Annotated in this window: 22 protein-coding genes; 8 read left to right on the forward strand and 14 right to left on the reverse strand. The window is 59.1% G+C overall.

Features of this window, described 5'->3' with window-relative positions:
• Window positions 1-118: 118 nt before the first annotated feature.
• Window positions 119-1,618, forward strand: coding sequence for a chromosomal replication initiator protein DnaA (gene dnaA / locus J7E24_RS05855; protein WP_215136086.1), 1,500 nt, complete (start codon window positions 119-121; stop codon window positions 1,616-1,618).
• 126 nt (window positions 1,619-1,744) lie between these two features.
• On the opposite strand, the gene J7E24_RS05860 is transcribed toward dnaA, so the two are convergent.
• Entirely contained in the window at window positions 1,745-2,218 is a 474-nt protein-coding gene (locus J7E24_RS05860; RefSeq protein WP_215136088.1) for a hypothetical protein, read from the reverse strand.
• Window positions 2,219-2,291: 73 nt separating this feature from the next.
• Window positions 2,292-2,720 carry an OsmC family peroxiredoxin gene (locus J7E24_RS05865; RefSeq protein WP_215136097.1) on the reverse strand — a complete coding sequence of 143 codons (429 nt, stop codon included), beginning with the start codon at window positions 2,718-2,720 and terminating at the stop codon, window positions 2,292-2,294.
• 165 nt (window positions 2,721-2,885) lie between these two features.
• On the opposite strand from J7E24_RS05865, the gene J7E24_RS05870 reads away from it, so the two are divergent.
• The 3 genes from J7E24_RS05870 (at window position 2,886) to J7E24_RS05880 (ending at window position 9,275) form a co-directional block, all read left to right on the forward strand.
• Complete coding sequence (locus tag J7E24_RS05870) at window positions 2,886-4,397, forward strand: GH3 auxin-responsive promoter family protein (protein WP_215136099.1); 1,512 nt, start codon at window positions 2,886-2,888, stop codon at window positions 4,395-4,397.
• 202 nt (window positions 4,398-4,599) lie between these two features.
• Window positions 4,600-7,815: a SusC/RagA family TonB-linked outer membrane protein gene (locus J7E24_RS05875; RefSeq protein ID WP_215136101.1), complete on the forward strand. Its 3,216-nt coding sequence runs from the start codon at window positions 4,600-4,602 to the stop codon at window positions 7,813-7,815.
• 11 nt (window positions 7,816-7,826) lie between these two features.
• Window positions 7,827-9,275, forward strand: a complete 1,449-nt coding sequence (locus tag J7E24_RS05880) for a SusD/RagB family nutrient-binding outer membrane lipoprotein (RefSeq protein ID WP_215136104.1) — start codon at window positions 7,827-7,829, stop codon at window positions 9,273-9,275.
• 86 nt (window positions 9,276-9,361) lie between these two features.
• Here J7E24_RS05880 and prfB read toward each other — a convergent pair.
• The 8 genes from prfB to J7E24_RS05920 all read right to left on the reverse strand — a co-directional run bounded on the left by prfB (window position 9,362) and on the right by J7E24_RS05920 (window position 18,451).
• Window positions 9,362-10,439 (reverse strand): peptide chain release factor 2 gene (gene prfB, locus J7E24_RS05885; RefSeq protein ID WP_215136106.1). Its coding sequence is split into 2 segments (ribosomal slippage): window positions 9,362-10,378 and window positions 10,380-10,439, totalling 1,077 coding nucleotides; the frame shifts between segments, so codons are not numbered across the junction.
• A 165-nt stretch (window positions 10,440-10,604) separates the two neighbouring features.
• A complete protein-coding gene (locus tag J7E24_RS05890) occupies window positions 10,605-11,669 on the reverse strand; it encodes a branched-chain amino acid aminotransferase (protein ID WP_215136108.1) in 1,065 nt (354 codons plus the stop codon).
• 252 nt (window positions 11,670-11,921) lie between these two features.
• Window positions 11,922-12,470, reverse strand: a complete 549-nt coding sequence (locus J7E24_RS05895; RefSeq protein ID WP_215136110.1) for a cob(I)yrinic acid a,c-diamide adenosyltransferase — start codon at window positions 12,468-12,470, stop codon at window positions 11,922-11,924.
• Window positions 12,471-12,657: 187 nt separating this feature from the next.
• Window positions 12,658-13,377, reverse strand: coding sequence for an ABC transporter ATP-binding protein (locus J7E24_RS05900; RefSeq protein ID WP_251047044.1), 720 nt, complete (start codon window positions 13,375-13,377; stop codon window positions 12,658-12,660).
• A gap of 18 nt (window positions 13,378-13,395) precedes the next feature.
• Complete coding sequence (locus J7E24_RS05905) at window positions 13,396-16,428, reverse strand: tetratricopeptide repeat protein (protein WP_215136112.1); 3,033 nt, start codon at window positions 16,426-16,428, stop codon at window positions 13,396-13,398.
• A gap of 155 nt (window positions 16,429-16,583) precedes the next feature.
• Window positions 16,584-16,871, reverse strand: coding sequence for an Asp-tRNA(Asn)/Glu-tRNA(Gln) amidotransferase subunit GatC (gatC, locus tag J7E24_RS05910; protein WP_116941015.1), 288 nt, complete (start codon window positions 16,869-16,871; stop codon window positions 16,584-16,586).
• A gap of 75 nt (window positions 16,872-16,946) precedes the next feature.
• Window positions 16,947-17,789, reverse strand: coding sequence for a lysophospholipid acyltransferase family protein (locus J7E24_RS05915; RefSeq protein WP_215136114.1), 843 nt, complete (start codon window positions 17,787-17,789; stop codon window positions 16,947-16,949).
• Window positions 17,790-17,881: 92 nt separating this feature from the next.
• Entirely contained in the window at window positions 17,882-18,451 is a 570-nt protein-coding gene (locus J7E24_RS05920) for an NUDIX domain-containing protein (protein ID WP_215136116.1), read from the reverse strand.
• 387 nt (window positions 18,452-18,838) lie between these two features.
• On the opposite strand from J7E24_RS05920, the gene J7E24_RS05925 reads away from it, so the two are divergent.
• Together J7E24_RS05925 and J7E24_RS05930 are read left to right on the forward strand one after the other, a co-directional pair.
• Window positions 18,839-19,153 carry a hypothetical protein gene (locus J7E24_RS05925; protein WP_215136118.1) on the forward strand — a complete coding sequence of 105 codons (315 nt, stop codon included), beginning with the start codon at window positions 18,839-18,841 and terminating at the stop codon, window positions 19,151-19,153.
• Window positions 19,154-19,305: 152 nt separating this feature from the next.
• The gene (locus J7E24_RS05930; protein ID WP_215136120.1) at window positions 19,306-19,881 is read left to right on the forward strand and encodes a ribonuclease HII; all 576 of its coding nucleotides are present in this window, start codon (window positions 19,306-19,308) and stop codon (window positions 19,879-19,881) included.
• A gap of 97 nt (window positions 19,882-19,978) precedes the next feature.
• On the opposite strand, the gene J7E24_RS05935 is transcribed toward J7E24_RS05930, so the two are convergent.
• The 3 genes from J7E24_RS05935 to J7E24_RS05945 are packed head-to-tail and all read right to left on the reverse strand — an operon-like array spanning window position 19,979 to window position 22,387.
• Window positions 19,979-20,422: a response regulator gene (locus J7E24_RS05935; protein ID WP_215136122.1), complete on the reverse strand. Its 444-nt coding sequence runs from the start codon at window positions 20,420-20,422 to the stop codon at window positions 19,979-19,981.
• Window positions 20,423-20,451: 29 nt separating this feature from the next.
• Window positions 20,452-21,987, reverse strand: coding sequence for a sensor histidine kinase (locus tag J7E24_RS05940; protein WP_215136124.1), 1,536 nt, complete (start codon window positions 21,985-21,987; stop codon window positions 20,452-20,454).
• A gap of 37 nt (window positions 21,988-22,024) precedes the next feature.
• A complete protein-coding gene (locus J7E24_RS05945; RefSeq protein WP_215136126.1) occupies window positions 22,025-22,387 on the reverse strand; it encodes a CZB domain-containing protein in 363 nt (120 codons plus the stop codon).
• Window positions 22,388-22,574: 187 nt separating this feature from the next.
• Between J7E24_RS05945 and gcvT the strand changes: the two genes are divergently transcribed.
• Window positions 22,575-23,681 carry a glycine cleavage system aminomethyltransferase GcvT gene (gcvT, locus tag J7E24_RS05950; protein ID WP_215136128.1) on the forward strand — a complete coding sequence of 369 codons (1,107 nt, stop codon included), beginning with the start codon at window positions 22,575-22,577 and terminating at the stop codon, window positions 23,679-23,681.
• A 117-nt stretch (window positions 23,682-23,798) separates the two neighbouring features.
• Complete coding sequence (locus J7E24_RS05955; protein WP_215136131.1) at window positions 23,799-24,521, forward strand: 2-phosphosulfolactate phosphatase; 723 nt, start codon at window positions 23,799-23,801, stop codon at window positions 24,519-24,521.
• Window positions 24,522-24,710: 189 nt separating this feature from the next.
• Here J7E24_RS05955 and aceA read toward each other — a convergent pair whose 3' ends face one another.
• Window positions 24,711-26,000 (reverse strand): isocitrate lyase, encoded by a 1,290-nt coding sequence (gene aceA, locus J7E24_RS05960; RefSeq protein WP_215136133.1) that lies wholly within the window; start codon window positions 25,998-26,000, stop codon window positions 24,711-24,713.
• Window positions 26,001-26,128 lie beyond the last annotated feature (128 nt).

Consider the following 26,128-nt stretch of genomic DNA (forward strand, 5'->3'; position numbering starts at 1 on the left):
TTTTGTCTCCTGAGTTTTCCACATTTTTGTCTCCCTCCAAAAAAATGCGGCGTAGCGGCACCCGCATAATATGTCCTGTACTCACCCGCACCCACGTTGCTTTTGCCCTGTTTAGTTGATGTCGAAGGATTGCCATACGGTCTGGGCTAATTGTCTTCGCACCATCAAATCTACGATTGGTGAGCAGAGCTACCGCACATGGTTTCAGCCCATTGTGCCGGTGCAACTGCACAATAATGTGCTCCTGATTCAGGTGCCGAGCACGTATTTCTACGAGTTTCTGGAAGAGCACTACGTTGAGGAGCTCAAGCGGGCCATCCACCAGGAGCTGGGCGTTGAAGGACGGCTGGAGTACAGCATCGTGGTCGACCAAGGCAATGCCCAGCAAAAGCCGCGTACCCTGAATTTGCCCACTGCCCGCCGGGCGGCCGGGCCAACTGCTTCGAACACCGCCGCTGCCGCCTCGCTGGCGTATGGTGCCCAAGCATCGTCGGCCCGCAACGAGGCCGCCGCCGCCGTGCGGCCCGCGCCGGCTCCCAACATCCTGCGCAACCCCTTCGAGGCCAGCAAAAGCATCGACCGCGACTACCTCAAGTCGCAGCTCAACGCCACTTACACCTTCGAAAACTACATTGAGGGCGACTGTAACCGTCTCTCACGCTCGGCCGGACTGGCCGTGGCCAACAAGCCCGGCACCACCAGCTTCAATCCGCTGATGATTTACGGCGGCGTGGGCCTGGGCAAAACCCATTTGGTGCAGGCCATTGGCAACCACATCAAGGCCACCAATACCGACAAATTCGTGCTGTACGTGTCGGCTGAGAAGTTCACCAACCAGTTCATCGAAAGCCTGCGCTCCAACCAGGTGCAGGACTTCGCCAACTTCTACCTGCTGGTCGATATCCTGATTCTCGACGACGTGCAGTTTCTGTCGGGTAAGGATAAAACGCAGGAAATGTTCTTCCACATCTTCAACCACCTGCACCAGGCCGGCAAGCAGATCGTGATGACTTCCGACCGCCCCCCGCGCGATTTGGTGGGCCTCGAAGACCGGCTGCTCTCGCGCTTCAAGTGGGGCCTGACGGCCGATTTGCAGAGTCCCGATTTCGAGACGCGCATGGCCATCATCCAGAACAAGATGCAGCAGGACGGCATCGACATTCCGCCCCAGGTAGTGGAGTACCTGGCCCATTCGGTGAACACCAACGTGCGCGAGCTGGAAGGCGTCCTGATTTCGCTGGTGGCCCAAAGCAGCCTCAACCGCCGCGAAATCGACCTCGAAATGGCCAAGCAGGCCCTGCGCCATATCATTGAGGAAGTGGAAGCCGAAGTCAACCTCGATTTCATTCAGAAAACCTGCGCCGAATACTTCAGTGTGCCGCTGGAGCTGCTGAAGGCCAAAACCCGCAAAAAGGAAGTGGTAACGGCGCGGCAGGTGGCCATGTACTTTGCCAAGGAGCACACCAGCCACTCGCTCAAGAGCATCGGCCATCACTTCGGCGGCCGCGACCACAGCACCGTTATCCACTCGGTACAAACCGTCTCCGACCTGATTGACTCCGACAAGTCGTTCCGCTCTACTATTGTGGAGCTGCGCAAGAAATTCGCCGGCAGATGATTTTTGAGCTGTTAGCTCCCGTCCAAAGAAACGCCTGCAAGCACGCAAAAAATAAAGCCCCGTACTCAACCGAGTGCGGGGCCTTATTCGTTTTTCAGCTAACAGCTAACAGCTAACAGCTAACAGCTAACCTTTCAGCGGAATGTTGTGCTTCGTGGCGAAGGCCTGCACTTGGTCGCGCATAAGGCGGCGACGCTTCAGGCCTCGTACCTGGCGCAGGCTTAGGGCGTGCGAGTTGCCGTCGGTTAAGCGCAGGCGCAATTGCTGCCCACCCATATCGAGTGCCTGGATGGTTTCGGCCGCGAAAGCCTGCTTAGCTCTGAATAGTCCTTCCTTATGCACAATGTAGCCCGGCGTGAACTCCAGGTAACTCTGCGTACCGAAAATTGGGGCATTGTGTACCAGCACGTAGCCCAGATATACGAGGCTGAATACCAGAAACACATAATGCAGGAAATACATGTCGCTGGCGCCCGCGTCAGTTATAATCAGCGAAACCGTATAAGCCACCCACATCAGGCCCAGAAAAAGCTGGCCCCAGAAGGGAATACGTTGCGTATTGGCTGGCCGAAGACGGACACGGGTAGAGTTGGGGTTCATAGGGGGCGGAAGAGAGCCGAAGGAAGCAGTAAAAGTAAGGAGTTGTTTTTAGTTGTCTGGCGCCGGAGACTGTTTACTTCAGCTTTGCTGAGGCTAGCTCCATTTCGGGCACGGCTTTCAGCAGTTGCGACATCGGGCAGTTTTCCTTGGCCTTCTCGGCATACTGCTGAAACTCCTCCGGCGAAAGGCCTTCCACCTCACCTTCGGTGCTGAGTGCAATCTTAACCACTTTCGGTATCTCGCCCGACGTATCGAGCGTTACCTTCGACTCGGTTGTAATCCGCTTCACCTGCTTGCCGTCCTTGGTCAGGATGCTGGTCAGAAACATAGTGAAGCAGCCAGCGTGGGCAGCCCCAATCAGTTCTTCGGGGTTCGTGCCCTTCTCGCCTTCGAAGCGGGCGCCGGTAGAATAGGGGGCTTGCACGGTACCACTCTGGGTCGAAATCTCGCCGCTACCTTTAATATCGCCGTTCCAGACGGCAGTTCCTCGTTGGTTGGTCATCGTTGTGGGGTTGAAAGCTGAAGTATGAAACCAGTAGCTCCCCATACGCGGGCCGGGGGCGAAAGGATAAGCGGCTCCGGCTACTCCTATTATATATAGGTGTGGGAGGTACCTTTGGCTGAGCGCCGCACAGTACACCGTAGTTTCCTCGTTTAACTCTCTCCGATGGGTCTGAAAGCCACTCTGAGCCGGCCGCTGGCCGCCTACATCGTTCGCCAATACGCCCGCTGGCAGCACGACCCTATTGGTACGCAGCAGCGGGTGCTACGCGGCCTACTGGCCCAGGGTGCCCGCACCGCCTTCGGCCAGGCGCACGACCTGGCTGGCGCCCGTACCCCCTCCGACCTGGCCGCCCGCGTGCCCGTGCGCGACTACGAGGGGCTGCTGCCGTGGTTCGAACGCATGAAGACCGGCGAAGCCAACGTGCTCTGGCCCGGCCGGCCGCTGTATCTGGCCAAAACCAGCGGCACCACCAGCGGCGCCAAGTACATCCCGCTCACCGCCGAAAGTATTCCCAACCACCTCAACGGGGCCCGCGACGCGCTGCTGCATTATGTGCAGCGCACCGGAAAAAGCCGTTTTCTCGATGGCAAACTGATGTTTCTGTCGGGCTCGCCGGAGCTGGAAATGCTCAACGGAATCCACGTTGGCCGGCTGTCGGGCATCGTCAACCACCATGTGCCGGCTTACCTGCGCCGCAACCAGCTGCCTAGCTACAACACCAACTGCATGGAGGACTGGGAGCAGAAGCTGGAGCGTATTGTGGACGAAACGCTGCCCGCCCCCATGACGCTCATTTCGGGTATTCCGCCCTGGGTGCAGATGTACTTCGACCGCGTGGTGGCCCGTACCGGTCGGCCGGTGGGGGAGGTGTTTCCCGACTTCGACCTGTTCGTGTACGGCGGTGTCAACTTCGAGCCTTACCGCCGCAAGCTCTTCGATACCATCGGCCGGTCCGTCGATAGTGTAGAGCTGTTTCCGGCCTCCGAAGGCTTCCTGGCGTTCCAGGATGAGCCGGGCAACCCCGGCCTGCTACTGTTGCTCGACGCCGGTATCTTCTACGAGTTCATTCCGGCCGAGCGGTTTTTCGAGCCCAACCCGCCCCGCCTCACACTGGCCGACATCGAGCTCGACCAGCAGTACGCCGTGGTGCTCACCAGCAATGCCGGCCTGTGGGGCTACAGCCTCGGCGACACCGTACGCTTCGTGAGCCGCTATCCGTTTCGGGTGGTTGTTACGGGGCGCATCAAGCACTTCCTGTCGGCCTTTGGCGAACATGTCATCGGCGAGGAAGTGGAGCAGAGTCTGCGCGCGGCATTGGCCGCGCACCCCGAGGCCGAGGTCATCGAATTCACAGTAGCCCCTTTGGTCAGCGACGACCCAGCCACACCTTCGCGCCACGAGTGGTTGATTGAATTTGCCCATCCACCCCACAACCAAGTAGCCTTTGCGGCCGCGCTCGACACCGGCCTGCAACAGCGCAACACCTATTACAACGACTTGCGGACGGGAAGCATTCTGGCCCCTTTACTGCTAACGGCATTATCGCCCGGATCTTTTCAGCGCTACATGAAAAGTGTAGGCAAGCTAGGGGGCCAGAACAAAGTACCCCGCCTAAGTAACGACCGGACTCTGGCGCGGGGACTAACAGCGCGTACCCGGATGAATAGTGACTGATTGAACTTTATCGGTGCACAAATAGAATTTTTAATAGAATTTTAATTTTAAGCTAACTAACGACGGGGCTTATTTTACACTAACTGCAATGAATGTTATAGTAGTTGCTTACTTTTAGCAGGACGATAAGTGCTATTTGCTCATAATAATTGCACTTATTTTGCCATCCTGATTTAAATCCACCAAACCTTTCTTCACTCACATGCGGAAAATTCTATTAACTGCGGCTCTGCTCGCGCCCGTCCTGTTGCAGCAGGCGGCCGCCCAGAACCGGCAAATCTCCGGTCGGGTTACCGACCGTGCTACTGGCCAGGGTATGCCTGGGGTTACGGTACTGGTTAAAGGCACTACCATTGGGGTGTCTACCAACGCTGATGGCTCCTATACTCTTAGCGCTCCTGCTTCTGCAACCACGCTCACCTTCACTTCTATCGGCTTCGTCGCGCTCGAGCGGCCTATCGGAACGGCTTCAACTATTGATGTTGGTCTCGTTACCGATTCTAAAGTGCTGGGTGAAGTAGTAGTAACGGCTCAAAACATAGAGCGAACACGCAACTCGTTGCCTTACTCGGCAACCCAGGTTGATGGAGAAGCCATTACGAAAGCACGTAACCCCAACTTCATCAACGGTCTGTCGGGTAAAGTAGCCGGGGTAGTTGTTCGTCAGAGCAACTCGCTGGGCGGCTCAACTAATGTTCAAATCCGGGGCACCAAGTCGTTGTTTGGTAACAACCAGCCGCTATTTGTTGTAGATGGTGTGCCTATCAGCAATGCCAACACCAATTCCGCAGACCAGCAGACGGGCCGTGGAGGATACGACTACGGTAACGCCGCGGCCGACATCAACCCCGATGATATTGCCTCGACAACTGTGCTGAAGGGTGCCGCCGCAACTGCGCTTTATGGCGAGCGGGCTGCCAACGGCGTTATTCTGATTACAACCAAGAAAGGCCAGAAAGGTCTCGGCGTCACCATCAACCTCGGGGCCACGGGTGGCCGCATTGATAAATCTACTTTCATCAAGTACCAGAAAGAGTACGGCGCTGGTTACGGCAAGTACTACAGCGACGATTCCGGATACTTTCTGTTGCGTGACATAGACGGCGACGGCGTGCGTGACCGGGTCACACCGCTCTCAGAGGATGCCTCATACGGTGCCCGGTTCGATCCGAACTTGAACATATACCAGTGGGGCTCCTTCGACCCAACCTCGCCCACCTTCAAGCAGGCTACCCCCTGGGTTGCCGCCGCAAACGGCCCGGAGGATTTCTTTGAAACGGCTCTTACGCTCAATAACAGCGTTGCCATCAACGGAGGCAATGAAAGCGGTTACTTCAAACTCGGTTACAACAGCATCCGCGATAAGGGGGTGCTGGATAACAGTGAAGTAAACAAGAACATCGTCAACTTTGCTGGCTCGCTGAATCTGACGCCTAAACTCACCACCAGTGCGTCGGTCAACTACTCACGCGTTGATGGCAAAGGCCGTTACGGAACGGGTTACGGGGATGGCAACATCCTAACGAACTTCCGGCAGTGGTGGCAGGTAAATGCCGATATAAAGGAGTTGGAAGATGCCTATAACCGCACCGGCCAAAACAAAACCTGGAATTACGCCAGCCCTAATGATCTGAGCCCCATCTATTGGAACAATCCATACTGGGTTCGGAACAAAAACTTTGAAACTGACAGCCGTAACCGCTTCTTCGGTAATGTTGCCGCCACTTACAAAGTAACCGATTGGTTCAACGTCCTAGGCCGGGTAACCGCTGACTCGTACGACGAGATTCAGGAGGAGCGCAACGCTATCGGAAGTGTAGGCCTGTCCAACTACTCCCGTTTCGACCGTACCTCGCGGGAGTACAACTACGATCTGATCGGCAACTTCTCGAAGGATCTGGAGAGTGGTATCAGCCTCAAAGGCCTGATCGGGGCTAACTTGCGGCGGCAGTTCTTCAGCTCCGTTTCTGCTGTCACCAACGGTGGCCTAGTTGTGCCAGAGCTGTACACGCTCTCCAACTCGGTAAGCAACCCCTTGCCATCAATCGAGAACGAAACCAAAATTGGGGTTGATGGTATTTTCGCCAGCGCTACCATCGGTTACCGTGATATGCTGTTCCTCGACCTGACAGCCCGCCGCGATAAGTCGACCACTTTGCCTAGCAGCAACAACACTTTCCTGTATCCATCGGTTGCCACGGGCTTCGTCTTTTCTGAGTTGCTGAAGGATGTTTCCTGGCTGTCGTATGGTAAAGTGCGGGCTAACTACGCCGAAGTAGGCACTGGTGCTGCTGCCCTGTCGGTGAACGATGTATACTCCAAAGTCTCTATCTACAACGGTAATTCGTTGTACTCGGTACCAGGCACTAAAAACAATCCAAACCTGAAGCCCGAGCGTACCAAAAGCGCCGAAGCTGGCCTAGAAATGAACTTCTTGCAGAGTCGGTTCGGCTTCGACTTTACAGTTTACCAGCAAAACACTCAGGACCAAATCATCCCGGTAACGCTTTCGACGGCCACTGGCTACAGCTCCCGTTTTGTGAATTCGGGTGAGGTGCGCAACCGCGGTATCGAACTGTCGGCCTTCGCAAATCCGGTGAAAACGGCTGACTTCTCCTGGATGCTCAATATCAACTGGACGCGTAACCGTAATGAAGTGCTGTCGCTGATTGAAGGCACCACCAACTTGGTACTAGCTAATTACCAGGGTGGCGTAAGCTCCAATGCTACCGTAGGAGAAGCTTTCGGCTCGCTCCGGGGTGCCGATTACGTTTATCAGAATGGGCAGAAAGTAGTAGGCGCGAATGGTTACTACCTGCAGACCGAAACGGCCAACCAGGTTATCGGCAACCCCAACCCCGACTGGACCGGAGGTATTGCCAACACGGTTAGCTATAAGGGTATATCACTCTACTTCCTAGTCGATATCAGACATGGTGGCGACATATTTTCCTTAGACCGGTACTATGGGCTGGCCACGGGTCTGACCCCGGAAACAGCCGGCCTCAACGATTTGGGCAACCCTTCGCGGAACCCGATTGCTGAAGGTGGCGGAGTAATTCTGCCCGGTGTACTGGCCGATGGTAGCCCAAACACCAAGCGTGTAAGCAACACCAACTACGGCCTCTACGGCTACCTGCGTAACCCTTCGGCTGGCTTTGTTTATGATGCCAGCTATGTGAAGCTGCGCGAAGTATCGCTGACCTACTCGCTGCCCACTTCCATTACGTCGAAGTTTGGCGGCGTAAAAGGAGTAGACTTTTCGATTGTAGGACGTAACCTGTGGATCATCAACAAGAACCTGCCAGATGCTGACCCTGAAGATGCCTTGAGCTCGGGTAACCTGGGTCAGGGCTACTCTTCAGGATCTTTCCCCGGTGTACGTACGTTGGGTGGCAACATCCGCTTAAGCTTCTAATTTTTCTGATTATGAAAAAGATACTGTTTTTCATCCTGCCAGCAATGGTACTGGTAAGTTCCTGCGTTGATTCGCTGGACGATTATAATATTGACCCTAAACGCCCTCAATCAGGTGCGGTACCAGGTGTTACGCTGGTTTCAAGTGCAGAGCGTAGCTTGGCCCGGACACTGGTCAGTTCGAATGTCAACCTGAACGTTTTCCGGCTTTACACGCAGTATTGGGCGGAAACCACTTACTTCGACGAGAGCATTTACCAGATCAAGGAGCGTCGGATCAACGAAGGTTTCTGGACGGCCATTTACCGGGATGTACTGCGGGATTTGCAGGAAGCCCGAGTGATTATCTCGGCTAACAACGACCCGCTCTTCGACCCTGCTATAAAGGCCAACCAGTTGGCCAGTATTGAGGTGCTAGAGGTGTACTCGTGGGCAACCCTAGTAGATTTGTTCGGTGATGTGCCATATACCGACGCGCTCGACGTAAACAAAGCTCAGCCCAAATACGATAAGGCCAATGACATATACAACGACCTGATTGTACGGTTGGATAAGGCCATTCTGGCTCTCAATGCTAGCGCTTCTGGGTTGGGTAATGCCGACTTGTACTATAACGGCGACGTAGGAAAAACCATCAAATTCGCCAACTCCTTGAAGTTGCGTCTAGCTATGACTATTGCGGACGTTGATCCGGCCAAGTCGCAGAAGATGGTTAGTGAAGTACAGGGAAAACTCATTTCCTCCAGTTCGGACAACGCTGCGCTGACTTTTCTAGGCGACAATCCTAATACAAACCCTTTATTTGAGGACTTGGTACAGAGCGGTCGTAATGACTTTGTAGGCACCAGCTTCTTCATAGACAAGCTGAACATGCTGAATGACCCCCGGGTTGGTGAGTATTTCAAGCCGGCTGCAAGCGGTGATTACGAAGGTGGCGAGTACGGAACCAGCAACAGCTACGACGATTTTTCGGCCCCGGGTACCAAAATCGAAGATCCTACTCTGCCAAGCGTGCTAATATCTTATTCGCAGGTAGAGTTTATGTTGGCCGAAGCTGCAGCCCGTGGTTACTCGTCCGTTTCCGGCACGGCAAAATCGCACTACGATGCAGCTGTAAGAGCCTCCATCATCTACTGGGGCGGAACTAGCGCCGACGCTACTGCCTACCTAGCTCAGCCTGAAGTAGACTACAACAACGCCGCTAGCGGTGCTACATATAAGGAGAAGATTGGTATCCAGAAATGGATTTCTCTCTACAATCAGCCAGTAGATTCCTTCCGCGAATACCGTCGCCTTGACTATCCGCAACTGACCAAGCCTGCCCAAGCATTGTCTAATATTCCGCGTCGCTTCCCGTATCCTGCGGTTGAGCAGAACCTGAACGGAGCCAACTATAATGCTGCTGCAGCAGCAATTGGTGGAGACAATGTTGACACGAAAATCTTCTGGGACAAGTTTTAGTTTAAAGATTATTGTTTGAAAAAAGCGAGGCTGCCAGTAAATGGCAGCCTCGCTTTTTTCAAACAATAATCTTTAAACTAAAACTTCTAACTCTGCATCAGGTAGCCCTTGATGTACTCTTCCAGGTCCCCGTCTAGCACGTTCTGCACGTCGGTGCGCTCGATACCGGTGCGCAGATCCTTGATGAGCTTGTAGGGGTGGAGCACATAGTTCCGAATCTGTGAGCCGAAGTCGATGCGCTTTTTGCCGGCTTCCACCACGTCGCGGGCAGCGTTGCGCTTGTCCATCTCAATCTGATAGAGGCGCGACTTAAGCATGCGTAGAGCGTGCTCCTTGTTCATGAGCTGGCTCCGCTCAATCTGCACGGCAATGATGATACCAGAGGGAGCGTGGGTGAGACGCACGGCGGTTTCCACCTTGTTCACGTTCTGGCCCCCGGCTCCGCCAGCCCGAAATGTATCCCAACTGATGTCGGCCGGATTGATTTCGATGTTGATGGTATCGTCAATCACGGGATAGGCGAATACCGAGGCGAACGAGGTGTGGCGGCGGCCGCTGCTGTCGAAAGGCGACATGCGCACCAGCCGGTGCACCCCGATTTCGCTTTTCAGGTAACCATAGGCAAACTGGCCGTCGATTTCGAGTGAGGCCGACTTGATGCCGGCTCCTTCGCCGGGCTGGTAGCTGAGCTGGCGCACCGTAAAGCCCTGCTTTTCGCCCCACATGATGTACATGCGCATGAGCATCTCGGCCCAGTCCTGGCTTTCGGTGCCGCCGGCGCCCGGGTTGATGTCAATGACGGCAGAAAGCTGGTCTTCCTCATCGGAGAGCATACGCTTGAACTCCAGGCGTTCCACCGACTGCTCGGCGGCGGCAAACTCGCGCTGCATTTCAGCCTCGGGCACGTCGCCTTCGCGGTGAAACTCATAGAGCACCTCCACATCATCGACCTGCTTCTCAACGGCCTCGTAATCGTCGGTCCAGACCTTGATGCCCTTCAGCTCGCGCATAGTGGTTTCGGCCTGTTTAGAGTCGTCCCAGAAACCGGCGGCCGTTGTCTGGGCCTCAATCTCTGCTACCTGTTCTTTGCGGGCATCGTAGTCAAAGATACCTCCTCAGGGCCTCGGCGCGGCCCTTCAATTCCTTCACCTGGTCGTGGGTCATAGGAAAAAAAGCAAGGCTTTTTTAGCGGTTAGCTGAAAGCCTGCATAAGTGAAAAAATGATTTAAGTCTCTTTTTAAGCCAATACAGCACGTTGTAGGGGCGGGGACAACCGCAGGAAAGCGCAGCTAAGCCCCCCCCTACAACGTGCTGGTATGAATAGTGGAGCTATACGCGTACCATCCAGTTGTGGGTGTCGGGCACCTCACCGCTCCGAATGGCAGCCAGCGCTGCAGTGGCGCGGCGCGAGAAAGCATCGGCCGGGGGCGTGGGTAGCTCGTAATCGTGGCCCTGGTAACCGATAACGGCAATGGAGGCAATAGTAGCGGCCGTACCTACGCCGAAGGCCTCCTGCAGGGTGCCGTTGCGCTGGGCGTCGAGTATCTCAATGGCTGATACCTTGCGCTCTTCCACCGGCATACCCCAGTCGCGGGCCAGCTGCAATACGCTGCGGCGGGTGATACCGTCGAGAATGGAGCTGCTCAAAGCGGGGGTAATCAGGCGGCCGTCGATGATGAACAGGGCGTTCATGGTACCTGATTCCTCCACGTACTTGTGCTCGGAGGCATCGGTCCAGATGAGTTGGTTGTAGCCTTCCTGCTGACCCAGCTTGGTAGGGTACATGGCCGCGCCGTAGTTGCCGGCGTTTTTGGCCGCGCCCGCGCCACCTTCGGCCGAGCGCACGTACTGTTCCTCGAAGCGCACCCGTAGTGGCTTGGCGTAGTACAGGCCAACGGGGCAGGTGATAATCATGAAGCGGTACGACTCGGAGGGCCGCACACCCAGCATGGCATCGGTAGCGAACATGAAGGGCCGAATATAGAGGGCACTGCCGGCATCGGTGGGCACCCAGCCGCTGTCGAGGCGGATGAGCTGTAACAGGCCCTGCATGAATACTTCCTCGGGCAACTCGGGCATGCACATGCGGCGGGCCGAGGCATTGAAGCGGTGGAAGTTATCGAGCGGACGAAACAGGGCCACTTCGCCGTTGTGATTCTTGTAGGCCTTCATCCCTTCAAAAATCGACTGGCCGTAATGAATGGCCGAGTTGGCCGGACTCACGCTTATGTCGCCGTAAGGCACAATATGCGGCTCCTGCCACTGCCCGTCGTGGTAGTCAACTACCAGCATATGGTCGGCGAAGGTTTTGCCAAAATCGAGCTGAGCGAAGTTGATGCCTGGCAGGCGCGGCGCAGTGGTGCGCTGGGTAGCAATAGTCAGAGTGTCGAGCATAGGGGTGGGATGGGAGGTGGAGTGGGAGTCTGTCAAACGAAGAACGGCTGGGTGGTGGCCCGGTTTTCAAGGACAAGAAAGAGCCGTTGGTGCGACGCTATATTCAGTCTAAAGACAGATTATGCTGATTGTTAGCTATTTGTTATGCAGAAGGAAGGCGTGAATAACGAGCTATGGCAGCCGAAACACTTAAAGATGCAGCTTTTCTGGTTAAACGTCCAAACGCTCGTTAGGCAGCGCTGGGCCACTACTTCACATGCGCGGCTCCCACTTCACTTCCTCAGCATTCAGTTCGTGGGCCATCTGGCGGCTGAGTACGAACAGGTAATCGGACAGGCGGTTGAGGTACATAATCACCAACTCGGCCACAAATTCATCTTCATTCAGGTGAATTACCAGCCGCTCGGCCCGGCGGCACACGCAGCGGGCCAGGTGGGCAAACGACACCGACTGATGGCCGCCGGGCAACACAAATACCCGTAACTCGGGCAGTGTTTCGTTCATGCGGTCCATTTCCTGCTCCAGCAGTTCCACATCGGCAGCGTGCAGGTCCGGAATCTTCATCTTCGACTTTTCGGGGTCGGAAGCCAGCGAGGCGCCTACCGTAAATAGCCGGTCCTGAATTTCCTTGAGCAGCGTGCGGCGGGCCTCGTTCACGGGCTGGTCGCGCACCAAACCGATGTAAGAATTCAACTCATCCACGGTGCCGTAGCACTCAATGCGCAGGCTGGATTTGGGTACGCGCGTGCCGCCAATCAGTGAAGTAAGTCCCTTGTCGCCGGTTTTGGTATATATTTTCACGAAGAGAAATCAAGTGGAAGAATGATAGTATAAAGGGGTAATGAGGTTGGGCAGGAAAAGGTTTGTCATCCTGCGCTGTATGAAGGGCCCTATCACGATGGCATGGCCGCGGTAACGACCTGTGTTGCCATAAGAAGGTCCTTCGCGCTGCGCAGGATGACAAACCTTTTTACTTGCCAGCCAGAAGCTACCCCTTCGCCAGCTGGCCGCTCACCACGTTTTCGTTTACCTCATCAGTTTCCACGAGGCCGTCGCGCAGGCGCACAATGCGGTGGGCATGCATGGCAATATCCTCTTCGTGGGTTACCATGATGATGGTGTTGCCGCGGGAGTAGAGCGCCTCGAACAGTTCCATGATTTCGTGGCTGGTGCGGGTGTCGAGGGCGCCGGTGGGTTCGTCGGCCAGGATGATGCTGGGATTGTTGACCAGCGCGCGGGCAATGGCCACCCGCTGGCGCTGGCCGCCGCTCAACTCGTTGGGCTTGTGCATGGCCCGTTCGGCAAGGCCTACGCTGCGTAGCGCCTCGCGGGCCATTTCGTGCCGCTCGCTTTTGCCGTAGCCGGCGTAAATAAGGGGCAGGGCCACGTTATCGAGCGAGGTGGCGCGGGGCAACAGGTTGAAGCTCTGAAACACGAAGCCGATTTCGCGGTTGCGCACGTCGGCCAGCTGGTTGTCGCTCATGTTGCTCACATCGTGCCCGTTGAGCACGTAGCTACCGCCCGAAGGCGTATCGAGGCAGCCGATGATGTTCATGAGCGTGGATTTGCCCGAGCCCGATGGACCCATAAAGGCTACGTACTCGCCCCGCTGAATGGTAATAGACACCGATTGCAGCGCGTGAATCTCCTCGGCTCCCATGCGGTACACCTTGGAAATATCATCGGTCTGGATAATAGGATGCTGCATAAAAAGAGGGGCTGAAGGTTAGTTCCAGGAGGCCTTACGGGCCGCCAGGGCCGCGTCGTACTCCTTGCGAAAGGTACCATAATCCGCTGCCGAAAGCAATGTGCCCAGCCGGTAGAGCGGCCCTTGGGCGTACTCCATCAGGCCGACCGGCACGGCTGCCAGCACATAGGCTTTCAGGAGCGCCACCGACTCGGGGTTGTACTCTACTCCGCGCAGCAGTACGTCGTAGGCCGCTGGAAACTCTTGGCGGCGGGCATGAAAGGCAGCGGCAGCCACCAGCCCGTTTTCGGCAAACGGAGCCTGCTGCACCAGTTGGGCATAGAGGCGGCCGGCTTCGGCCGGCTGCTTACCAGCCTCGGCCAGCGCCGCCCGGAAATACAGCCGTTGATAGGTGTCGAACCCACTAAACGTACCCTGTTGTACCAACTCGCGCAGTTGGGGCCACTGCTGCCCACGGACGTACAGCTCGCCTCGCAGCACGTTCCAGGGCGAAGCGCCTGCGGCCCCGACAGCAGGTGCAGCCTGCGCCAGCGTTGTGCGAATGGCTTCCAGTTGGCCGGCCTCCAGTGCGCGGGGCAGCTGGGCCAGTAAAGCCGTGGCCTGCAACGGGCCCGTCGGTACGGAAGCCGCCGCCGGTAGTAGGGCCGATGCCGGCAATTCGTCGCCGCGTAGTACCAGATACTGGGTTTTTATCGAATCGGATGCCAAGCTATAGGTTTCGCGGAGCTCCGGCTGCAGCGCCGCTAGTAGTAGCCGGAGCTCCGCGCTTTGCGGCGCACGGCCCGCTACCTGCCGGGCCGAATCGGGCTGACCGCTCAGGGCCAGGGCGTAGGCCAGGGGTAGTGCCGGCAGGGTAGGGCTATTTTCGCGGGCTTCCTGAAAACGGCTGGCGGCTGGAGCCGGCAGGCCCTGGTCGAGCAGCCACAGGCCCTGCAGCTGCTGATAGTAGGCTGCGCCGGTTCCTGAGCCGCTGGCCAGCGGCAGCAGGGCCTGCTGGGCAGCCACCGGCTGCCCGCCATAATGGTGGGTAAAGGCTCGCAGCAGCGTCAGCTGGTCCAGAAATGGGGCGTTGGCGGGGTTGGCGGCCAGGGCGGGCAACAACGGCAGCAGAGTCGTGTCGTGGCGGGTGGCGCGGCCCAGGGCATCGTGGTAAAGCCGGGCAAAGCGGGCATCGTTGAGCGCCTGAGTGGTATCGGGCAAGGGCGTGGGGGCCGCGGCAGACTTGCCGGTAAGCCGGGCCAACAGCAGCGTATTGGCCTGCAGGGCCGCATTGTCGGGGGTGGTGGAGCGGGCTCCCTCTACCAGTGCAGTGGCACCGGCCCAGTTTTGCTGCCGGATGCGGTAGGCCAGTTCGTTGGCCGCCAGCATGGCGTCGTCGGAACCGGTAGCGGCGGCGGCGCGGGCGCGGTAGTGCATTACCGAATCGGCCAGGGCCGAGCGCGAGTACAGCTGGGCCAGGTCGGCGTTGAGGGCGGCATTGGTGGGGTGAGCCCGCAGGCCTTCCTGCAGGATGGCTAACCGGTCGAAGAAGTCCTGCTGCTCGTTGTGGAGGGCCGCCAGCCGCAACGAGATGCGGGGCGAAGGCCGCCGCGCCAGCGCCCGGCGCAGAATGTTGATTTCGTTTTGGCGCTGCAGCCGAAAGCGGTAGAGCGCGGCGCGGCCCAGGCTGGCTTTGTGGTTGTGCTGGTCGAGCACGTCGCTTTCGGCGTAGTAACGCTCGGCCAGCAACGCCCGCGACATATCCTCAGGTGTCAGCTCGCTCTCCAGCCGGGCCAAGTCGCCCAGGTTGTTGTAGGCGCCGGCCTGGACCTGATCGAGGACGAAGAAGTTGTTGCGCATGGTCACGCCCACCACGGCCACTATGCCCAGTGCGTACATGGCATAAAATGGAAACCGCTGGGGCTGAAACACCACGCGGTAAACCGCCTTCTTCTGGCGCAGCAGCGGCCCGAAATTCAGGAGCACATAAAGCAAAAACGCACCGCCCACGCCCAGCAGGGCCAGGGCTGTAAAGTCGCGGCCGGCCTGCAGCAGCGGGTCGTTGGCCGTGGCCAAGGCGTAACCGAGCGTGCCGGTGGCCAACAGCACCAGCACCAGCAGCAGTATGGCCGCAGCGCCCGGTGGCACCCCGGCCGGCAGCGTGGCGGCGCGGCGGCTTTGGCCCAGCCAGGCCACGGCCACGGCTGGCAGCAGCAGCAGGTAGGGGTCGAGTTGAATGCCGGGTAGTACCAGCAGCTGGTTCTGGTTGAGGTAGTAAAGCAGCAGAACGGTTAGGTACAGGCCACCCGCCAGCAGGAACGCCCACAGCCCGTAGCGGCCGGCCGGCGTTGCGGCCTGCGTGTTCACCCACAGCAGGCCGTGCACGTTTTCGAAGGCAACCCAAAGCACCAGCAGCGCAAAGGCCACTGCTCCGGCCTGGGTGAAATAGGCGCTCAAGTGGAGCGCGGTGTAATCGGCGGGGTTGGGGTTTTGCAGAAATACCAGTAGCCCCAGGCCCGCCACCAGCGCGGCAAACGTGCCCAAACGCGTGGTAAAAGGCGTTTCGGGCCGGAAGGCGTGGAAGTAGTAGGCCGGCCCTACCAGCAGCACCAGGCTCAGGACCAGCACATACTGCCTGCCGGTTTCAAACACATCCAGCAGGTCGGCGTTCAGCGACATGAGCAGGAAGATAACCAAGGCCATGGACGCCACAAAGTACAGCCGGCTCAGGGGGCTCACGGCCGCCAGAAAGTAAGCCAGCGCCACGCCCAGCAACGCCACCAGCCCCAACGCCGCCCCGGGCCGCAGAAACGGACCGGCCACATCGTAGGTCTGGGTAACGAGGTAGCCATTGGCCTGCACCGGCAGCCGGGCCAGCCCCACGGCCACCTCGGCCACCGTGGTGGGCACCGGCGTCAGCTGGGTTACGGGCTGCAGGGGCAGCACAGCATTTTCGGCCGTGAAGTAGTGCCAGCCGGCCAGCCCTACGGCCAGCGCGGCGCACAGAGCCAGCAGCAGCAGCGGCCAGGGCCAGCGGCGGGTAATAGGGGCAGAAGAGGCGGGCGAAATCAAGCGGGACGGAGTAGTGGGGTGAGGTTTGTTAAAACGTCATGCAGAGCGAAGCGAAGCATCTCGCGTGCTGACGTTGCGGTTACGTTGGCAACGTCGGCACGCGAGATGCTTCGCTTCGCTCTGCATGACGTTCTTTTAGCTAACCGCTAACAACGCTACTCCAGCACCTTTGGTACCCGGAAGTAGTCGGAGTCTTTGCGGGGGGCGTTGCTGAGGCCGGCGGCGTGGCCGACGGTGTTGTGGGCTTCGTCGGGGCGCAGCACGTTTATTTCCTGGCTCAGGTGTACCAGCGGCTCTACGTCGGTCGTATCGAGCTGGCGGAGCTGGTCTACCCAGTCCAGAATTTTGTTCAGGTCGCCGAGCACCTGCTGCTCGTTGGCGGAGTCGAATTCGAGGCGGGCCAGGTGGGCCAGGCCGCGCAGAGTAGCCAGATCGGTGCTCATGGGAGCGGGGATTTCAAAAGTGAGAAAAGCAGTTGGTAGCCGCAAGATACGGCCCTTCGGCCGGTTGCGCCCGGCTCAGCCAACCGGCTCGGGGCGGGCAGCAGCCGGTACTGTTGCAGTGGGCTGGGCGGGTGCTGCTGCCGGGCGCCAGCTACCGGGGCCCGGAATGCCGCCGGCCTCGGGCCGCAGGGCGCTGGTAATCACCTCAAATACGCGCTGCTGCAGGGCAGGGGCATCGGCAGCGGTAAGGCCGGCCGTGCTGATGGGCGCATGCACCACAATGGCCAGCCGGGCCCAGCGCACCCGCAGCCCCCCTACATCGGGCAGAAAGTGGTGGTTGAGCGGCATGGTAATGGGCACAATGGGTACGCCCGTGGCAATGGCCAGCTGGAAGGCCCCCTCTTTGAAAGGCTCCAGCTGCCGGCCGGGCTGACTTGAAATCTGGCCTTCGGGGAAGATGATAACCGAGCGGCCGGCCGCCAGCTCCTGGCGGGCCCGCACCATGGCCCGGCCCCGGCTCACGGCACTGTTGCGGTCGACGGTAATGTAAGCGCGCCCGAAAATGGGCCCCCAAAGCGGAATTTTAGCCAGCGAGCTTTTGCCCAGCACGTTCGGGCCGCCTGGCAGGGTACGGAACAGCAGCGGAATATCAATGAGGGAGCTGTGGTTGGCCAGGTACAGGCAGGGCTGGCCCGGCGGCACTGTTTCGGCGGCCCGCACGGTTTCCACCGGCACGCCCCACATAAAAATAAAGAACCGCGACCAGGCTTTGTTGAGGGCCCGCAGGTAGGGCCAGCCCGCCGGCCAATGGCTCAGGCCCCACTGCACCGGATACGTAACCAAAAACGGAAGCGCAAACCAGAAGGTAGCCCAGCTGGTGTACAGGCGCTGACCGACGTAACGAAGCAGGTGCATCATAGCCACGAAAGTAAGGCAGATAGCCGGGTAAAGAATACCCGTCATTCTTCGCTGCGCTCTGAATGACGCTTTCCACTAACCACTAACCAGCTCTACACGCCCAGCAGGCGGCCGGCTTTCAGCAGGCCGGCCACGCTTACGGCATCGGTAATGCGGCCGTCCATTACCAGTTGCACGGCATCGGCCAGCGGCAGCTTCCAGAGGCGCAGGTCCTCGGTTTCTTCAGGCTCGGTGTCGCCCTGCTCCAGCTCCTGGGCCAGAAATACGAACCCTTCCTCATCAGTTACCGAGTTAGAGGTGTGCAGGCGCATGATGTTGGTCCAGCGGTGGGCAAGCAAGCCGGTTTCCTCGCGCAGCTCGCGCCGGGCCGATTCGAGAATGTCGAGCTCCACTGGCCCGCCGCCCATCGGAATTTCCCAGCTGTATTCGCTTAAAGGGTAGCGGTACTGGCCCACCAGCCAGGTATTGCCCGCGGCATCAACCGGCACAATGCCCAGCGCTTTGTTCTTCATCGTTACAACGCCATAGATGCCAGCCGTGCCGCCGGGCGTAATCACCTGGTCCTCGCGCACCTTTATCCAAGGGTTCTGGTACTTTATTTCGGAGGCCTGCGTCTGCCAGGGGTTATGGGTCTCGTCGAAATCAGCGGCAGGGTTGGCCATGGAGGAAAAGTATAGGGAAAGAAAGGATGCAAAGATACAACGGCAGAAAAAGGGCGGCACTGGCGCGGGGCCTCACCGGTTAAAAAGGCCTGTTGAGCGGGTGAAACTTTCCGTTGGGCCAAAAAATCCATTCGGAGCCTGCCGCTCGTATACTTTTGACCTACTAATTATTCAGCGCTGGTAAGGTTTATGGAAAGGAAGGCTCTTACCGCGTAGTATTGGCATCATGGCAGCAATTAGTAGGGTGGATGAATGAACCGCTGCCAGCCAGTATGACCGAAAAGGCCGCTACCCAGGGTAGCGGCTTTTTTATTGCCCTTTTTTTGAGGCAGGTGCAGGCTGGCCGGGGCTTCGGTGCGCAGCCAAGGCCAACCTCCCGCCAAAGTGGTGCGTAGGCTACTACTGCCGGCCGTTCACATTCCGCCCGGCACCATGCGCACAATGGCCAACCAACCCAACAAGCAGCCCGATAACAAGCAAGCCGATAAGTCGTTGCAGGAAGGCGACCCGCTGTTCAACCTCAAGCATGCCGAAGCCGAGTCGGCGCTGGCGGAGAAGAACGACGGCCTCGGCCCCACCACCAACGTATACATGACCGAAGACGAGGAGTCCAACATCGACAACGGCCCGCGCGACAGCCAGGGTACCCGCCGTGGCGAGCAGAACCCCGGCCGCGAAGGCTCCAACGCCGGTACGCACTAACCACAACCGGCACCCGGAATATTCGGTTAGCAGTTAGCCTAACCGGCAAAGGCCTCCCTCGAAGGAAACACCCATCTTTGTGGCGTTTCCTTCGAGGGAGGCCTTTAGTTAGCGGCCTATCCGCTCTGCTGGTTTTACGTCCTGCCCCACACATGCTATTGGTTTCCTATACCGGCGAGCCGCTCGAAGCCGGCCTTGATGAAGCCGGGCGCGGCTGCCTGGCCGGACCCGTTTTTGCGGCTGCCGTGCTGCTACCGCCCGATTTCCGGTCGCACTACCTCAACGACTCCAAGCAGCTGACGGCCCGGCGGCGCGAGCTGGTTCGCACCGAAATCTGCCGCGAAGCCGTAGCCTGGGCCGTGGCCGAAGCCTCGGTGGCCGAAATATCCACGCTCAACATTGCGCAGGCCAGCTACCTGGCCATGCACCGGGCCACCAACCAGCTGCAACCCACGCCCACCCACTTGCTCGTCGATGGCAACCGGTTTCGGCCGCACCCTGCGCTGCCCCACACCTGTATAGTGGGCGGCGACGGCCTCTACCGCCATATTGCGGCGGCCTCGGTGCTGGCCAAAACCTTCCGCGACGACCGGATGCGGGAGCTGGCGGCGGCCTACCCGGCCTATGGCTGGGAGCAGAATGCCGGTTATCCGACTGCCGCGCACCGCGCCGCCATTCGAGCCCACGGCCCCACCGAACACCACCGCATGGGGTTCCGGCTTCTGTAAAGAATCGGCCCGAATAGGCAGGAAGCACCCAGAAACGACAAAGCGGCTACCAGACGTATCTGATGGCCGCTTTGTCGTTTTTAAGTGACTTTGGGTGTTAGCTCTTCAGCTTCAGAAGATCCAGAAACAGGCTGAAACCATCGACTGTGGTACCACCTTCGCCAAACGTATCGAAGCTCAGGGGCTTGATAATGTAGCCGCTTACGGCCAGCTGCTGGGCTTTAAGCCGGTCGGTTTCCAGGTCGGAGGTGGTGGTGATGAACACGTTCAGGTTTTGGAACTCGGGGTCGGCGCGCAATATTTCCAGCAACTCCAGCCCATTCATGCGAGGCATATTCAGATCGAGCATGACGACGTGCGGGAGCGGAATACGGGTCTGGCCACCTTCGCCGCGCAGCAAATCCAGGGCCTCGCGGCCATTGCGGGCTACATGCAGCGGCACGTTCACGTTGTTCTTGCGCAGCTCGCGCTGTACGTTCATAACGTCAAGCTGGTCGTCTTCGACAAGTAGAATGGCAGGTTGCTGGGAGGAGAAAGGCATGGGCAGGCAGCGCAGATAAAGGCAATGGGTTACTTGGCTATACGGGCAATTGGCTCCGAAGGGGGCATTGGTCGGGTAAGTACCCGCTTGGGCCAGGTGAAAATGAAGCTGGCGCCGGCTCCTTCGGCCGACTCGACGCGGATAGTACCGCCGCGCCGCTCCACAATTTTCTTGACGATGGCCAGGCCTACGCCGGTGCTTTCCAGCGTGTCGCGCTCGGTCAGGGTCTGGAAGATGATGAAAATCCGCTCGTGGTATTCGGGGGCAATGCCCGGCCCGTTGTCGGTTACCGAGAAAGTGTAAAAGTCGGGCATTTCAACGCAGCCGATAGCTACCCGGCCATGCGCGGGGTCGTGGTGGTACTTGGCGGCGTTGCTGATGAGGTTGGTGAATACCTGTTCGAGCTGGATCTGGTTGGTGTGCAGCGTGGGCAGGTAAAAGGGCAGCTCCACCTCGAACCCGGCCGGCAGCTCCAGCGAATCGATGATTTCGCGCAGCAGCTGGCGTACAAACACGGCCTCATCGGCCTGAGGCGTGCGGCCCACCCGGGCCAGATCAAGAATGCCGGTAATCAGGTGTTCCATGCGCCGCACCCGCGTGCGCATCAGCACCAGAAACTCGCGAATATGATCCGGCAGATCCTGGCCCAGGTCTTCCTCAATCCAGCGCGAAGCCGTTTCGATGCCCCGCAGCGGCGCTTTCAAATCGTGCGATACCACGTAGGCAAACTGGTCGAGCTCCTGATTGCGGCGCTCCAGCTGCCGGATAGTGGTATTGATAGTATCGGTCATGGTATTGAGCGACGTGGCCAGCTTGGTCAGCTCGTCCTGCTCAGTGTCGGGAATATGGGTGGCGTAGTCGCCGCCGGCTATGCGCTGGGCCTGGCCTACCATACCGCCGATGCGCCGCGAAAGCTGCCGCACCAGATACGCCGCATACAGCAGCCCCAGCGCAATAGTTACCAGTGTAACCCCCACCGACAGAATGCGGGTTTCGCGGATGCTCTTCTGCAGGCGCAGGCGCTGCTGGCGGCGCGACAGAGCCTCCGACTGGTCAAACTCGGCAAACAGCTCCCGAATCTGGTCCATGAGTACTTTGCCCGTCAGGTCGGAGGCCAGATTGGCGTGCTCCAGGCCCTTTATGCCAATATGGTCGGGGTTGCGGCGCAGCGCTTCGCGCTTCTCGCTGATGAGCAGGTGCGAATAGGAATCCCACTGCTCGAACAGCCGCTGCGCCTGCTGCAGCCGCCGAAACTGCTGCCCGGCTACCGGCATCTCGTCGCGCAGGCTGCTAAAGCGGCCTAGCAGTTTTCGTTCGCTCTCGTAATAGGGCGTCAGCAGCACTTCATTATTTAGCAGCAGGTAGCCCCGAAAGCCTGCTTCCATATCGATGATGTTGCGCAGCAGCGAAGTTGCCTCATTGGTGATGCGCTGCGAGTTGGCCACCCGCTGCGAATTGCGCAGCACGGCCCGCGAGAGTTGGTAGTTGAGAAATACTACGGCCGCGAAAAGCGCCGAAATTGCCAGAAACCCTGCAAAGAGCTTGGTCGAGAGCTTAAGTTTCATGGGGTGGGGCAGAGAACGAGTTCGGGTAGCCGGCAGCCTATGCCGCCCGCACCCGGGTTTCTATGGTGTGCAGCAACGCCACAATATCATCGGCGAGTTTGTTGATCAGGCTCAGTCCGGCCGTGGCCACATCGGGCTGGCCGGCTAGGCGCAGGTCCATCAGGCGGCTTGCTTCTGCATGAATGAGCCGGTGCAGACGGTCGAGCTCGTGGGTTTCGGGCAGATGGCCGTACGCAGGCAAAGCGCGCTGGGTTATCCAGTGGCCCATGGCACATTGCTCCGGGTCGCGGATGGGGCCCTGGGCCGTGTCGCTGCCATACAGAAAGGAGCGCAGCTTCGACTTAAAGAGCAAGTGCCGGATGCGGGCCGCATCGAATTCTTGTTTCAGGTCGTCGTTCATGTAGGAAAAGAGGCCGCAAAGCAGTTGAATACCGGCGCGGCAGACCAGCAACTGGGGCGGCGCAAAGCCAAAGGTAACCAACCGGCATCGGACCAGCCGGCCATAATTGGCTACTTTCGCACCACCGCCGGACGGTCCCATTATGCCCCCTTCCGGCCGGCACGTTTCACCTCCCCACCTTACTTTCATGTCCGACACGCTCAAAACTGTTCCGCTCAACGACGTTCATCAGCAGCTCGGGGCCAAAATGGTACCCTTCGCCGGTTACAATATGCCCGTGCGCTACTCCTCCGACCTCGACGAGCACCACACCGTGCGCCGGGCCGTGGGCATGTTCGACGTCTCGCACATGGGCGAGTTCCGGGTGCGCGGCCCCCAGGCGCTGGCCCTGATTCAGCGCGTTTGCAGCAACGACGCTAGCAAGCTTGTGCCCGGCAAGGCCCAGTACAGCTGCCTGCCCAACCAAACCGGCGGCGTAATCGACGATTTGCTGGTGTACATGCTGGCCGACGAGGACTACCTGCTTGTCGTCAACGCTTCCAACATTGAAAAGGACTGGAACTGGATTCAGCAGTTCAACACCGAGGGCGCCGACATGCAGAACGTATCGGACGAGATGAGCCTGTTTGCGGTGCAGGGCCCCAAGGCCATTGCCGCCCTGCAGGGCCTCACCGACACCGACCTGAGTGCCATTCCGTACTACTCGTTCGTGCAGGGCACCTTCGCCGGCGCGCCCGACGTCATTATTTCGGCCACCGGCTACACTGGTGCAGGCGGCTTCGAGCTGTACGTGCCCAACGAACACGCCAAGCAGGTCTGGGATGCGGTGATGGAAGCCGGCCAACCCCACGGCCTCAAGCCCATCGGTCTGGGTGCCCGCGATACGCTGCGCCTGGAAATGGGCTACTGCCTCTACGGCAACGATATCACCGACGAAACCTCGCCCCTGGAAGCCGGCCTGGGCTGGATTACCAAGTTCACCAAGGACTTCACCAACTCCGAAAACCTGAAGGCCGAAAAGGCCGCCGGCGTAGAGCGCAAGCTGGTCGGCTTCCTGATGGATGGCCCCGGCATCCCGCGCAGCCACTACCCGCTGGTAAACGAGGCTGGCGAAACCATTGGCGAGGTAACCAGCGGCACCCAGTCGCCGAGCCTGAGCAAGGGCGTGGGCCTGGGTTACGTGCAAACTGCCCTGGCCGCCCCCGGCACCCCAATTTTCGTGCAGGTGCGCGGCAAAAACCTGCCCGCGACGGTGGTGAAGCTGCCGTTCGTGCCCGGCACGGAGGAGGCATAGGGGTTAATTATGAATTTTGGATTATGAATTTTGAATTGGCACAGATAGCGCAGCATATCCACGGTCCGCCCACACTAATTCAAAATTCATAATCCAAAATTCATAATTCATAAAGCCATGCCCACGCTCGACATCTGTTTCTCCCCCGAACTACTGCCGCTCTACAACCTGAAAGGCAAAGTAGCGGTGGTGGTGGATGTGCTGCGGGCCACCTCCAGCATCGTCACGGCGCTGGTGGCGGGCGTTACGCAGGTGGTGCCCTTCAGCGAGCTGGACGAGTGCCGGGCTATGGCCACCCAGGGCTACCTGACAGCCGCCGAGCGCGACGGCCGCCAGGCCGAGGGCGTGGATTTGGGTAATTCGCCTTTCGGCTACCTCGATGGGAAGGTAGCCGTGGCGGGCCGGGCGGTGGCCCTCACCACCACTAACGGCACCCGCGCTCTGCATTTGTCAGCTGCCGCCGATGAAATCGTGGTGGGTGCCTTCCTAAATCTGGGGGCCGTAGCCAATCACCTGCGCCACTTGAACAAGGACGTCGTGGTCGTCTGCGCCGGCTGGAAGGGCCTTTTCTGCCTCGAAGACACGCTGTTCGGCGGGGCCCTGGCCGCCCGCCTGCAAGCCGATTTCGACACAACCAACTCCGACGCCACCCTGGCCGCCCTCGACCTGTGGGCCGCCGCCGAGCCCGACTTGGGCGGCTACCTGCTCCGCTCGGCCCACGTACGCCGCCTCAACCACCTCGAAGCCCACCAGGACATGGCCTTCTGCATACGCCAGGACGAGTACGACCTGGTACCGGTATTCAGAAATGGCCAGATCACGGATGAGCACGGATTTTAGCGGATTTTACGGATTTTGTAGACGATTGAAAAAAGGCCACCTCTGTTGAGGTGGCCTTTGTGTTTTTGAGGATGCACGGCTAATCGAACGTGCTAGTCGCGCCGACCACACCGTCTACAAAATCCGTGAAATCCGCTAAAATCCGTGCTCATCCGTGATCCGCTAAATTCCGCGCTAATTCGTGATCAATTAGTGAGTATTGAACTGCGCTTCCTCGGTGCTGCCGACCAGGGCGCCGGTGCTGGAGAGGCCGGCGGTTACCACGTTCTGCACGGCGTCGAAGTAGCCGGTGCCCACGAAGCTCTGGTGCTTCACGGCTTTGAATCCCTTCTTCTGGAGGGCAAACTCACGCTCCTGCAACTCCGAGTAGCCCGCCATGCCCCGCTCGCGGTAGGCCGTGGCCAGCTCGAACATGCTGGTGTTGAGCGCGTGGAAGCCAGCCAAGGTGATGAACTGGAACTTGTAGCCCATGGCGGCCAGCTCCTCGCGGTAGGTTTCCATCTCGGCCACGCTGAGCTTGGCGGCCCAGTTGAACGAGGGCGAACAGTTGTAGGCCAGCAGCTTGCCCGGAAATTGGGCATGGATGGCCTGGGCGAACTGGCGGGCCTGCTCCAGGTCGGGGTGCGAGGTTTCCATCCAGATCAGGTCGGCGTAGGGGGCGTAGGCCAGGCCACGGGCAATGCCGGCCTCCAGGCCGCAGCGCACCCGGAAAAAGCCCTCGGAGGTGCGCTCGGCCTCTTCGAGCACGAAGGGCTGGTCGCGTGGGTCGATGTCGGAGGTGAGCAGGTCGGCGGCGTCGGCATCGGTGCGGGCCACTACCAGGGTGGGCACGCCCAGCACGTCGGCGGCCAGGCGGGCAGCTACCAGCTTGTTGATGGCCTCCTGGGTGGGCACGAGCACCTTGCCGCCGAGGTGGCCGCACTTCTTGGCCGAGGAAAGCTGATCTTCGAAATGTACGCCGGCGGCCCCGGCCTCAATCATCATCTTCATCAGCTCAAACGCGTTCAGGTTGCCCCCGAAGCCGGCCTCGGCATCGGCCACAATGGGCACCAGCCAGTGCACGTCGCCCTCGCCCGACACGCTCTGAATCTGGTCGGCGCGTAGCAGGGCGTTGTTGATGCGGCGCACCACGGCCGGCACTGAGTCGGCGGGGTAGAGGCTCTGGTCGGGGTACATCTGGCCCGAATTGTTGGCGTCGGCCGCCACCTGCCAGCCCGAGAGGTAGATGGCGTTGAGGCCGGCTTGCACCTCCTGCACGGCCTGGTTGCCGGTAAGCGCGCCCAGCCCGGCCACGTACTGCTCGGAGTGCAGCAGCTGCCACAGACGCTCGGCCCCGTTGCGGGCCAGCGAGTATTCGATATCCACCGAGCCACGCAGCTTCAGCACATCCTCAGCGGTGTAGGGCCGGATGATTCCCTGCCAGCGCGAATTCGTGGCCCAATCCTGTTCAATGGCGGTTATGCGTTGCTGCTTATTCATGGCGGTAGGGGTTGAAAAGGTGAAAAATGAAGGCAAAGCGAGGCCGGCTGGGGCAAAAGCAGTTTTTTGCCCCGGGGAGGGAAACCCCGGAAAAGTTGAAGGAAAAGTTGAACGGTGTAGGGGCGGGG

The organism is Hymenobacter sp. ISL-91 (assembly GCF_018613725.1).
GTDB lineage: Bacteria > Bacteroidota > Bacteroidia > Cytophagales > Hymenobacteraceae > Hymenobacter.